Source organism: Gilliamella sp. wkB112 (assembly GCF_001690685.1).
GTDB classification, from domain to species: domain Bacteria; phylum Pseudomonadota; class Gammaproteobacteria; order Enterobacterales; family Orbaceae; genus Gilliamella; species Gilliamella apicola_J.
Genome location: NZ_LZGL01000015.1, coordinates 24,196 through 37,668, shown reverse-complemented (window position 1 = coordinate 37,668; position 13,473 = coordinate 24,196). Strand labels below are relative to the sequence as shown.

Genomic DNA, 13,473 nt, shown 5'->3' with positions numbered 1-13,473 from the left:
ATCAAATAATAGTCAATAATTACTGTCGGAGTAATTACATACCCATTTGTTTTTCGCGTAGTTCAGCTAGTGTTTTACAATCAATACATAAATCAGCCGTTGGTCTTGCTTCTAAGCGGCGAATGCCAATTTCCACACCACAAGACTCGCAAAAACCAAAATCATCCGTTTCAATTTTCTTTAACGTTTTTTCGATTTTCTTAATGAGTTTACGTTCTCTATCCCGAGCACGAAGTTCTAGGCTGAACTCTTCTTCCTGTGTTGCCCGATCCGCTGGGTCTGGGAAGTTTGCAGCTTCATCTTGCATGTGAGAAACCGTTTTACCCATTTCACCTTGTAATTGAGCTAACCATGCTTCTAAAATTAGTTTAAAATGTTTCAATTGCTTAGGATTCATGTACTCCTCACCTTTAGCCTCTTTGTAAGGCTCCAGCCCTGCAATTGATAGTAGGCTTAGAGAAGATGTATTTACTTTTTGTTCCTTTTTCACAGCAATCCCCTTAAGTACATATTATTTTTAGGGGGTAAACTATAGCAATAAATTAGCTATTGGCAAATTTTTTTTATCATTTTTTTGCGGTAAATAATGCGATTTAATACAACTCTATGTTATTAATGAAAATAATTATTCATGCCACTTTGTAAGCCCATTTTTAGCACATTTACTCACTAAATCGAGTAATTTTTCGTTATCAGGTAAGATAAGTTGTGGTTCTATATCAAATAATGGGTAGAGTACAAACTCTCTATGCTTCATATGGTAATGTGGAATAGTTAACCTTTCACTATTAATAATCAAGTTATCGAATAGTAAAATATCCAAATCTAAAGTTCTGGCTCCCCAGCGATTTTCTTTGCGTATTCTTCCTTGTGACTTTTCTATTGTTTGTAGTTCATCCAGTAAAGCTATTGGCGATAAATCAGTATATATTTTAATAACCGCATTAAGATAATCATTTTGATCCTGAGGTCCTAACGGTTTACTGCGGTAAAAGGGGGAAACATCAATAACTTTACTTTGTGGTGACTGTTGCAAAGCTATAATGGCTCGATTGGCTTGGGCAAAAGGGTCTTCCAAATTGCTACCTAAAGCGATATAACAAATTGACATAATTAGATTTTTAATTTTTTGCTGGTAATTAGCCTTATAGGATAAGGCGCCTATTTGTGAATTAAAAAGTTGTTATTAATACACAGTAATAGCTTGATTAAAAATTAAATTTTTATCAAGCTATTTGCACATTTTATAAAACTTCGACAATAGATTCACATAGTCTTGACATATTATCAAGAGTCATTCCTGCTACATTGATACGTCCAGAATTAATAATGTAAATACCGTAATCATTGCGTAATTTTAGAACTTGTTCTTCGTTTAAACCACTAAAGGAAAACATTCCATTTTGTTTAGCAATAAAACTAAAATCTTGGTTAGCTCCTTTTTCTTGTAAGGTTTTAACAAATAATTGGCGCATACGGTGAATTCTTTGACGCATCCCTGTTAATTCATCAATCCACTCTTCTTTCAATTCGGGTGTGTTGAGAATGTAAGAAACAGTTTTGGCACCATGCGCTGGTGGATTAGAATAATTGGCTCGAATAATCGTCTTAACCTGACTAAAGGCACGATTAGCAATATCTGCACTAGTTGCAATTAAAGTGAAGGCGCCAACACGTTCATTATAAAGACCAAAGTTTTTAGAATATGAACTAGCAATCAGTAATTCTGGTTGTGAGTTGGCAAATAATCTTAAACCATAAACATCTTCTTCTAAACCTTGACCAAATCCTTGATAAGCTAAATCAAATAGTGGTAACCAACCATTTTTTAATGCTAAATCAGAAATTGTTTGCCATTGTTCAGGAGTAGGGTCAATGCCGGTTGGATTATGGCAACAGCCATGAAATAATACTGCTTCGCCAGCTACAACTGAACTTAAATCATTCATCATGGCATCAAAGTCAAGTTCGCGAGTTTGTGCATTGTAATAACGGTATTCGCGCACTTCGAGTCCAGCGGTTTGGAACACGCTACGATGATTTGGCCAAGAAGGATTACTAACCCAAATACGTTTTACTTTAGTTCGGCGCGCTAAAAAATCCGCCATGATTCGTAATGCACCAGTGCCTCCAGGTGCTTGTGCTGTTTTAGCTCGTTCGTTTTCACTACCAAAAAGCAAATTTTGTGTAGCAATATTAAATGCATTAACCCCAACAATTGGTAAATAGCTTTTAGTCGTTTCTTCATTTAATAAAAAGTGCTCAGCTTTTTTTACACTGGCTAAAATAGGAGTTTGTGTCGTTTCATCTTTATATACACCAACACTTAAATTAATTTTATTAGTGCGTTCATCATTATTATAAAGATCTGCTAACCCAAGAATGGGATCTGCTGGTGCAGCGGTTAAATTTTCAAACATAAATCACCTATTTCTTTTAATTACCTTAAAGGCATTATATACACATTATTTTATAAGATACAATTTAGATAATTACTATTCTGATAATGTTAATCGTAAGTGCTTTGTTATTTTAAAGGTTTATTTTGACGTCAGTAACGATAAGTCTATTTAAAAAAGTTATTAAATTATCTGCTAATATGGTTAATTCAGCTGAAATTAAATTTTCTTTTACAACTTCACCCGTTAAATTATTTATAGAGATTATTTCACTACCTTCATCGGTTGATGCAATAAAAATAGTTGGTGTGCGTTTTAATTTTTTTTGTTGAGATAAATGGGCAATTAAGTTTCGTTCTAAATTGGAAAAATCATCATCACTCCACGCTTGAAGTAGTAATAAATTGTTTTCAGCTAATTTTGCCGTCATATTGCCTGCATATTGAGTACCGTAAAAGATGTGTGCACTGGGGTGCAAGGTAATTCCAACTACTTGTTCAATAATGGTAAGTGTTCTCGGTGGTTCTAATAAAAAAGGCTGCCAATATACTGTTAGTTGTTTCGTCGTTAAAATACATGGGGAAGGAATTGCATGTAAATCTTCACTGTTAGGTGCGAATTCAAACTGATTGATCCAGCGCGTAGTAAAATCGATTAAGGCATTTTTAGTGGTTGAGTCCATTGGCAACTATTTTTCTGTTAATGATAAGTGAACTTTATTGCTTATTATACTGATCAACAATGAATATGCACTATTTCTTGTAATGGTTAGACGTTTAATCAATTTGGTAAATTATATAAAAACTAGTTATCAAACAACTTGATAATAGCTAATTTCTAAGTATAAATCTAATCAATAGTTTCAATACTATATTTTTCCCATTTCGGAATAACAAAAAATTTGTTATATTCGTTGGTCAATACGATAACAGTGACAAAAATAGCTTGTTAAATTAGTCATTATTAATTATAAAATCAGAGGTTTTTTATGAGCGGTTCGCTACCGGCAGAGACTCGTCCAACTAATTTTATTCGTCAGATTATTGATGCCGATCTTGCGGCAGGGAAATATCAAACCATCCATACTCGCTTTCCACCAGAGCCTAATGGTTATTTGCATATTGGTCATGCTAAGTCAATTTGTTTAAATTTTGGTATTGCCAAAGACTATCAAGGTAAATGTAATTTGCGTTTTGACGATACTAATCCGGTCAAAGAAGATGTTGAATATGTTGAATCCATCAAAGAAGATGTGCGTTGGTTAGGTTTTGAGTGGGATGGTGAGATATGTCACTCCTCTGATTATTTTGATCAACTTTATGACTATGCTATCGAATTAATAAGTAAAGGCTTAGCTTATGTTGATGAACTTTCAGCTGACGAAATTCGCGAATACCGTGGCACTTTAACTCAAGCGGGCAAAAATAGTCCTTATCGAGATCGCAGTGTCGATGAAAATTTAACCCTATTTAAGCAAATGAAGGACGGTAAATTTGCTGAAGGAAAAGCTTGTTTACGCGCTAAAATCGACATGGCGTCGCCATTTATTGTGATGCGCGATCCGGTTTTATATCGCATTAAGTTTGCTGAACATCATCAAACAGGTAATAAATGGTGTATTTACCCAATGTATGACTTCACTCACTGCATTTCTGATGCGATTGAAAATATTACGCACTCTTTATGCACACTAGAATTTCAAGACAACCGCCGTTTATATGATTGGGTATTAGATAATATTACTATTAACGCGCGACCGCATCAGTATGAATTTTCAAGATTAAACTTAGAATATGCAATTACGTCAAAACGTAAACTAAATTTATTAGTATCAGAAAAAATAGTTGATGGCTGGAACGATCCACGCATGCCAACCATTTCAGGTTTACGTCGCCGTGGCTATACGCCAGCGTCTATTCGTGATTTTTGTCAGCGAATTGGTATTACTAAGCAAGAAAATACTGTTGAAATGAGTACACTTGAGTTTTGTATTCGCGAAGATCTTAACGAAAATGCGCCACGAGCTATGGCCGTACTTGACCCGGTTAAAGTAATTATCGAAAACTTTTCCGATACACTTGATGAAGTACTGAGTATGCCTAATCATCCAAATCGACCTGAACTCGGACACCGCGAAGTGACTTTTACCCGTGAGATTTACATCGATCGTGCTGATTTTAGAGAAGAGGCAAATAAGAATTACAAACGACTGGTATTAGGTAAAGAAGTCCGTTTACGTAATGCCTATGTTATTCGTGCCGATAAGGTTGAAAAAGATGCGCAGGGAAATATTCAAACTATTTATTGTACTTATGATCCGGCAACACTAAATAAAAATCCTGAAGATGGTCGCAAAATTAAGGGTGTTATTCATTGGGTTTCGGCTAAGTTTGCCAAACCAGCGGAAATTCGCTTATATGACCGCTTGTTTAATACACCAAATCCAGGCGCAGCCGAAGACTTTTTGGCAACTATTAATCCATCTTCATTAGTTATTAAGCAAGGATTTGTGGAACCAAGCTTACAAAATGCTATGATTGGTCATGCTTATCAGTTTGAGCGCGAAGGTTATTTTTGTTTAGATAGTAAATATGCAACTGAAAACAATTTGGTGTTTAATCGTACTGTCGGCTTAAGAGATAGCTGGAACGAATCTTCATCAAAATAGTAACTACCTAGTAACTAGCGCCGACAGATGTCGGCGAATTTTTTTAATCTTCATTACTGGTTTTTTTAATTTCATTGACTAGTTTTATCGCTAAGAAAATTAAGAAAACAGCGCCAGCAATTAAACAAATCCAAATTACCCATTTAGGGAAATGAGACGGTTCAGTGGTGGTTTGAATTAACGCATTTTTACCACCAAGTTCGATTCTGTCATCAAGGTAAGCTTGGGGTAAATCTATCGCCGATTGCGCATTTGAAAGTAATGCTTGCTCGGTCAATGATGCTGAAGTTGCTTTGATAGAACCCCAGGCTAAGATGAACGGCCCATTATTGCTACTATTAAAAATAAGACTCATACGATCGCGATATGCAGTAATTTTTGGTGCATCATCAAAGCTGGCATTGATGGCTTTGATTTGTAATTGTTGGATATTTAAATTGCTATGATCTAGTTTAATGCGCTGTGGTTCATCTTCGCTATAAACTCTTCGGATAATATAATCATTGAGTTTATGCCAGGTTTTATCTTCGTTGCTGGTTTTATAATAAATGCTAAGTGGTAACACCGAGCGAGTATCAGCCAGTTGTACAGTTAATTCTTTAACAGGTTGTGGTGATGGCAACTCGTAGGTTGCTTCTTGATGATTTGAGTTTGTAAGTACAGAATTAATTGGGAACAAGGCCACTTCGGTACTATTATGGTTAGTGGTAAATTCAACTGTTTTGATATTTGGAATGGTATTTTGTTTTGTTGTTAATACGATAATCCAATAACGAGCTTGTTGATTATAGTGTGCTGGAATGTCAATGGTATTTAGCTTAAGCGATTGGTTATTATTGTTATCAGTAAGTGACATAATTGGAATATCACTCATCACTGATCGCCAATTTTTTAAATCATAACTACACAGTAACTCAGCCGTTGCTTGCCAATTTTGAGTTTTGGTGGTATCGAAATCAATCGATAAACTAGTTATCGGTGGTTTTATTTTTATATCATCAGGAATTTGTAGCAAATAGGTTGCACTGTTACTATCTTTATCAGTGGTTTTATCAAGATTAATTTGAATATCTTTGCTATTGATATTGATGTTGTATCGATCAAGATCTTGGTTGCTGTTATCATCTGAATTAATTTTACGGCTGTTATCTAATGAATAAATCGAGGCCGGAAAAGTTTGACTCTCATTATTTTGCTGGTAGATATTGACTAATGAATAAGGCACCGGTTGTCCTTTTTGATTAAATACTCTGACATCATCTAAATGACTTGAAATAGTTTGGGTATAGACATCATTAGTAAGATCAATTCGATTATACATGCTAGCTTCATCAGTTAGCTTAATTGTGGCGCCATAGGCATAATCAAGAGTTGTTTCGGTCGCATGACTTAGTCCACTGATTAACAATAGCAAGCATAATAATGGTTTTTTCATAATTTATTCATCCATAAGAGAAATCTATATTATCTTTTATACTTAAAGGTATAACTGTTATTCCTGTTGTTTATCTATATTTACTGGGATTTTGGGTGGCAATGGTGCTAAATAACCAATTAATAGCATTAATAATGCGACGCCGATAAACACGAATGCTCGTAATAATCCATCGAGTTCCACACTATCTACAAAGACTAATTTGATCACAATAACGCTTTGTAAAATAACGCCGGCATACCATACCTTACGCAATAAGTAACGGTGAGCGATCCCCACTAATATAACTGCGGTTAATGTCCAAATTAGTGATAGTACCACTTGAATAATATTAGTATGCCATAATGAGTAGAATGACCAAGTAAGATTCAACCATTCGTTTAGGCTTCTTAATACCATGCTGTTTGTCCATAAAAAAGCCAGTGCAATTAATACCGTAGTACTAATATTGGTTAATGGTTTTTGAATGTTAGTGGTATCGATGATTGCGGAATGATTTTTTAAAACAGGTGTAGCTAGTTTTAACCATAGACCAAGCATCATCCAAGCGAAAATTGCACCTTCTTCCAGAGGATTAAGCAATGGTATATAGTAACAATAAATAATTTGCCCACTCAATGTAATGCCAATTATTAATGAATAAGTCAAATAAATGATGATTGGTAATAAACCCACTAACCAGTATGATTTAATCAGAGAAGATGTAACCAGAATTCGTCGTTTAATTAAATAATAATATACTAAAATAATGCTACTAGCTAAAGTAACCAGTAAGCTAAACTCAACGGTTCCAAATCCCCAAGGTAGTAAAATTAATAATACTTTAACTTCATTAAATAGCCAAGCTATCATGATCCAAAACAAACTAATATGTAATATATAAAATAGCTGTTTTTGTAATTGGTTAATAAGTAGTTTAGCTTTAGATAAATAAATATAAGCACTGATAAAGGCAATTGGCCAAACCAAGCTCCAAAGACCGATATTTTTTATACTATAATGTAAAGTAGCAGCATTATTTAAAATGGCTAATAATAGCACCGGCCAGAGTGAAAGGGTTGCATAACATAGCAGATCCCATTTTAATTTTCTGCCAATGAAGTACCATAACCACACCGAAATGATAAAACATAGGATAATAGGTTGGGTTTTAGGGATAGTCCCCATGATTTGCATTAAGCTAATTAAAATCCAAACAGCCCATATGATACTAGCTATTATAATAAATACGACTTTTAACACATTTGCTGAAGTATTATGTAAGTTACGATAGTAGTGCCATAAACAAGCATTAAACAGTAAACTCGCACTCATAATACCAAACAGTGTAATAAACTCAGTTGTGGTTAGATTACATAATGGTATAGAAATAATACCTGAAATCACCCCTAGTAGCGTTATTAGCGTACCAAACCACGCAAAATGATATTGTTTTTGTGTAATCATCGCCCAACTTAACGCCGTACCTTCAAATAACCAGATTAGTGCTGTCCAGTTAGCCGTAAAGGCTAAAGGAATAGCTAAACTACTAAATCCAAGACCAATAGCTAACCCTAATAGAGATGTTGTTTTAGCAGTCTTACGCCAAGCATGTAATGTAATATATGCACCAACTAAATAAAACAGTCCAAATCCTAAGGATGAAAATGCCGGGCCAAATTCCCACTGGCGTGTAATTGCATATTGCAAGGCAAAACCAGATATAGGCACGCCAAAGAGTAAAATTAAGTCTATAGGATATTGGTAATGTTCTTTTCTTATACTACGGATAGAAAGTAATACGGCGAGAACACCATAAATTAACATGTTAGCGAGGATAAAAATTTGGCACTCAGTATAAAATTCTGGTTGGTAAGATTTCGTGCCCCATAATAACGACACAATAAAGGTAAATAAGAAACCAATAAGGTTAAGTAAACGCCAAGACTGCCAGTTACTAATCACTAATATAGCACTTGAAAGCATCAAATAATAACTAAATAATGCAATATGATTGCCGGAACCTGTGGACAATAAAATTGGGGCTAAATAACCTCCGACACTGGCAATAATTGCCATAATCATGGTGCGTTGTAATATGGCAAATAAAATACTGGTGCCACAAATAACTATTAACAAAGCAAAGGCTAGTAATACCGGCACCAGATCATAAAGTTTGAATGCCGCAAATATGGTTAAATATAAAATACCAATGGCTCCGCCTTGTAATATTAACGCATAAAGTTGTTTTTTATGGCGTAGGCGCCAGCCTACAGTTAATAGCACAATTCCTAGAACTAAAGCACCTAACACCCTAATTTCTGGTGATAATAAACCATGTTCAACACTATATTTAAACAGATACGAGAGACCGAAAAACAGAATAATAATAGCGACCTTGGCCACAAGATTGCCTTTAAGTAGCCAACTAATAAAATGATTGGCAGTTTGATCCGATTCGGTTGATGATATTTTTTGTGGTGGGTAAAAAACATTATTTGCTTGTTGTGGTAGTTGCGGCGATTCCTTATTTGAATTACTGTTAGAACCAAGCTCGGTTATTGGTTGATCTTGTGTATTGAGTGTTATGGTCGTTATGTCATTACTTTGTGCACTATTTTGTTGCAAAGATTGTTGGTGATTTAAAATTTCATTACTAACATTATGGTCAGTTTTTGATTTATCTGCAGAATGAACTTTATCTAATTCCAAATTTTGAACTTTTTTTTGCAGTTCATTCAACTGAATTTGCAAAACAGTAATACGTCTTTTCGTATTAGATGGAACTATAATCACCACAACAAATACGGCAATTACTATGATTAGAAAAAGTAAATCCATTGTTTTTCTCGTATTGTTTCATTAGTTATTATTTATACAATTTACAATTCTAATACATAATCAATAAAGAAACCTAAGTATATTTTTACTTTTAACTAAACTTTATACTGAAACGTTATGCTATTTGGAAACATTTTTACAAGATTGATAGTAGTTTTTTAAGATAGCCACAACGGTTACTTTCTTTTATAATATTGCCCTGTTTTACTTATTTTTTACTTAAAAAGAGTAATTTACATGAAAATTTTAGCTGGTTCTGTTGCTTTATCAACATTTCGTATTAATAAACTCCTCTCAATTTGTCGTGAAAAATCCATTCCGGTTAGTAATATTGATGCACAGTATATGCATTTTATTGACATGAAAAGTGAATTGACCTCAACCCAACAAGGCATTCTCGATAAATTACTTCAATATGGACCTAATACCACACAAAAAAGAGATGAAAATAACACCAGTAAACAACTGTTTTTAGTCACACCCAGAGCGGGAACCATATCACCGTGGTCATCAAAAGCTACGGATATAGCTCATAATTGTGGATTGGTGCAAATTCATCGCATAGAAAGAGGAATCGCTTATTTTATTGATACACAATCACCATTAACTGCAACCCAAAAAAGTGAGTTTGAGAGTTTAATTCACGATCGGATGATGGAAATGGTATTAAGCAGTTTTGAGCAAGCAGAACAATTATTTAGTGTTGAGCAACCAATACCTGTTTGCATAATTGATTTATTAGGGCAGGGGCGTCCAGCATTAGAGGAGGCTAATGCAAAATTAGGTTTGGCATTAGCCCCGGATGAAATTGATTATTTAGTCGAAAACTTCCAAAAATTAAAACGTAATCCGACTGATGTTGAGCTGTATATGTTTGCACAAGCAAATTCTGAACATTGTCGCCATAAGATTTTTAATGCTGATTGGATTATTGATGGTAAAAAGCAACCTAAGTCATTATTTAAAATGATTAAAAATACCTTTGTAACGACTCCGGATTACGTTTCTTCAGCTTATAAAGATAATGCCGCTGTAATGGATGGTTCCGAAGTCGGTCGTTTTTTTGCTGACGCTAGCAACCAAACTTATCATTATCATCAGGAATATGCTGATATATTAATGAAAGTCGAAACGCATAACCACCCAACAGCTATTTCACCTTGGCCGGGCGCGGCAACGGGGAGTGGTGGTGAAATTCGAGATGAAGGTGCAACCGGGCGTGGGGCTAAACCTAAAGCTGGCTTAGTGGGATTTTCGGTTTCTAATTTACGTATTCCTAATTTTGAACAACCGTGGGAACAAGATTTTGGTAAACCCGATCGCATTGTCAGTGCCTTAGATATTATGCACGATGGGCCTTTAGGAGGCGCAGCATTTAATAATGAATTTGGTCGTCCGGCGTTACTTGGTTATTTTCGTACCTATGAAGAAAAGGTGAATAGTCATAATGGTAAAGAATTGCGTGGTTATCACAAACCAATAATGCTTGCTGGTGGTATGGGCAATATTCGCCGAGAACATATTCAAAAAAATGAATTTCCTGTAGGTTCGAAACTGATTGTTTTAGGTGGTCCGGCTATGAATATTGGTTTGGGTGGGGGAGCGGCCTCTTCTATGACCTCCGGACAATCCGATGCTGATTTAGATTTTGCTTCGGTACAACGTGATAATCCGGAAATGGAACGCCGTTGTCAGGAAGTGATTGATCGTTGTTGGCAATTAGGTGCTAACAACCCAATCTTATTTATCCATGATGTCGGTGCAGGTGGTTTATCCAATGCCATGCCAGAATTAGTCAGTGATGGTGGTTGTGGCGGGCAGTTTGAGTTGCGCAAAATCTTGACCGATGAACCAGGAATGTCACCACTGGAAATTTGGTGTAATGAATCCCAAGAACGTTATGTGCTAGCGATTCATCCAGACAGTCTTGAATTGTTTGATGAACTTTGTCAACGCGAACGAGCACCTTATGCAGTAATAGGGGAAGCAACAGTTAATAAAGCGGTGACCTTACATGATGCGCACTTTAATAATAATCCGATAGATTTACCTCTTGATGTGCTGTTGGGTAAAACGCCTAAAATGTTACGTGATGTTAAGACGCAATTGGCACACGGAGATAATTTTTCAACTCATGATATTAATTTATATGATGCAGTTAAACGCGTACTTCATTTGCCAACAGTTGCGGAAAAAACGTTTTTAATTACTATTGGTGATCGCTCAGTAACAGGAATGGTGGCGCGTGATCAAATGGTTGGTCCATGGCAAGTACCGGTTGCTGATTGCGCGGTGACTACTGCCAGTTTAGATAGTTATTATGGTGAAGCCATGTCAATGGGTGAACGAGCGCCAGTTGCATTACTTAATTTTGCTGCTTCAGCACGATTAGCCGTGGGGGAAGCGATTACCAATATTGCTGCAACAGATATTGGTGACATAAAACGCATTAAACTCTCTGCTAATTGGATGGCAGCAGCCGGTCACCCAGGTGAAGATGCCGGACTTTATGCGGCGGTTAAAGCAATTGGCGAAGAGTTATGCCCAGCTTTGGGCCTCGCAATTCCGGTGGGTAAAGATTCAATGTCAATGAAAACTACTTGGCAACAAGAGGGTGAACAAAAGACTATGACATCGCCGCTTTCACTCGTTATTTCTGCATTTGCTCGAGTGGAAGATGTTCGCAACACCGTAACTCCAGTATTGCAAGTTAATATAGAAAACACCCTGTTATTTATCGATCTGGCCAAAGGCCATCAAACACTTGGCGCCACCGCCTTAGCCCAGGTTTATCGGCATTTAGGGCAAAAAACTGCAGATGTACATGATGCTAAAGAACTAGCTGCCTTTTATCAATCCATGCAAACCTTAGTGAGTGAGCGGGCGTTGTTAGCTTATCATGATCGTTCTGATGGTGGCCTATTGGTAACATTAGCTGAAATGGCGTTTGCTGGCCATTGTGGTATTGATGTTGATATTTCAGCTTTAGGTAGTGATGTTATTGCTTCATTATTTAATGAAGAATTGGGAGCGGTTATTCAAGTTGCTAATAACCGTTTGGATGAAGTAATGGCTTGTTTTAGTCAATTTGGTTTAGCACATGCGGTGCATGTGCTCGGTAGTGCAAAAGCTGGGCAACAATTTATTGTACGTAATAAATCGGCAGTGGTGTATAGCGAATCTCGTTCAACATTAAGAACTTGGTGGGCAGAAACTACATGGCAAATGCAACGCTTACGTGATAATCCAGAGTGTGCCGACCAAGAACATCAAGCCAAACAAAATGAAAGCGATCCTGGTTTAAATGTGCAATTAACGTTTAATCCACAGGACGATATCGCGGCACCTTATATTGCTAAAGGCAGTAAACCCAAAGTGGCGATTTTACGCGAGCAAGGTGTTAACTCGCATGTTGAAATGGCTGCAGCATTTAATCGGGCTGGTTTTGAAGCTATCGATGTGCATATGACAGATTTGCTTTCCGGGCGTATTACCCTTGCGCAATTTAGTACCTTAGTTGCTTGTGGTGGATTCTCTTATGGTGACGTGTTAGGTGCCGGCGAAGGGTGGGCTAAATCAATATTATTTAATGAACAGGTAAGGCATGAATTTGCACAATTTTTCCAGCGTAATGATACCTTGTCATTAGGTGTGTGTAATGGTTGTCAAATGATGTCTAATTTGAAAGATCTTATTCCCGGGGCAGAATTATGGCCACGGTTTGTGCGTAACCTTTCTGAGCGTTTTGAAGCGCGTTTTAGTTTGGTGCAAATTCAAGCCAATCCTTCTTTGTTCTTTACCGATATGATTGGTTCACATATGCCAATTGCTGTTTCGCATGGGGAAGGTCGAGTTGAGGTTAGTGATGAGCAACATTTAGCTAATCTCGAAGCTTCAGGTTTAGTTGCTGTACGTTATATTGATCATATGGCTCAAATTACTGAGCAATATCCGGCTAATCCAAATGGTTCACCTCATGGGATTACTGCTGTCACATCCAAAGATGGCCGAGCTACAATTATGATGCCTCATCCGGAGCGAGTCTTTAGAACAATAACTAATTCATGGCATCCAGATAATTGGGGCGAAGATAGTCCGTGGATGCGTATGTTCCGTAATGCTCGCAAGCAATTAGGTTAAGTTAATGGTTA

The 13,473-nt window shown here is 36.4% G+C and carries 8 protein-coding genes; 2 read left to right on the top strand and 6 right to left on the bottom strand.

The window, feature by feature from the left end; genetic code table 11:
- Positions 1-34 precede the first annotated feature (34 nt).
- The 4 genes from dksA to syd form a co-directional block, all read right to left on the bottom strand.
- The gene (gene dksA, locus A9G12_RS06510; RefSeq protein ID WP_065559802.1) at positions 35-490 is read right to left on the bottom strand and encodes an RNA polymerase-binding protein DksA; all 456 of its coding nucleotides are present in this window, start codon (positions 488-490) and stop codon (positions 35-37) included.
- A 135-nt stretch (positions 491-625) separates the two neighbouring features.
- Positions 626-1,111: a 2-amino-4-hydroxy-6-hydroxymethyldihydropteridine diphosphokinase gene (folK, locus tag A9G12_RS06505; protein WP_065565059.1), complete on the bottom strand. Its 486-nt coding sequence runs from the start codon at positions 1,109-1,111 to the stop codon at positions 626-628.
- Positions 1,112-1,244: 133 nt separating this feature from the next.
- Complete coding sequence (locus A9G12_RS06500) at positions 1,245-2,420, bottom strand: amino acid aminotransferase (protein WP_065565058.1); 1,176 nt, start codon at positions 2,418-2,420, stop codon at positions 1,245-1,247.
- Between the two features lie 112 nt (positions 2,421-2,532).
- Positions 2,533-3,081, bottom strand: coding sequence for a SecY-interacting protein (gene syd, locus A9G12_RS06495; RefSeq protein ID WP_065565057.1), 549 nt, complete (start codon positions 3,079-3,081; stop codon positions 2,533-2,535).
- Positions 3,082-3,387: 306 nt separating this feature from the next.
- Between syd and glnS the strand changes: the two genes are divergently transcribed.
- The gene (gene glnS / locus A9G12_RS06490) at positions 3,388-5,067 is read left to right on the top strand and encodes a glutamine--tRNA ligase (protein ID WP_065565056.1); all 1,680 of its coding nucleotides are present in this window, start codon (positions 3,388-3,390) and stop codon (positions 5,065-5,067) included.
- 43 nt (positions 5,068-5,110) lie between these two features.
- Here the strand turns inward: glnS and A9G12_RS06485 are convergent, their stop codons facing one another.
- Complete coding sequence (locus A9G12_RS06485) at positions 5,111-6,502, bottom strand: DUF3999 family protein (protein WP_065565055.1); 1,392 nt, start codon at positions 6,500-6,502, stop codon at positions 5,111-5,113.
- 57 nt (positions 6,503-6,559) lie between these two features.
- Entirely contained in the window at positions 6,560-9,322 is a 2,763-nt protein-coding gene (locus A9G12_RS06480) for a DUF2339 domain-containing protein (RefSeq protein ID WP_065565054.1), read from the bottom strand.
- A 237-nt stretch (positions 9,323-9,559) separates the two neighbouring features.
- Between A9G12_RS06480 and purL the strand changes: the two genes are divergently transcribed.
- Entirely contained in the window at positions 9,560-13,462 is a 3,903-nt protein-coding gene (gene purL / locus A9G12_RS06475) for a phosphoribosylformylglycinamidine synthase (protein WP_065565053.1), read from the top strand.
- Positions 13,463-13,473 lie beyond the last annotated feature (11 nt).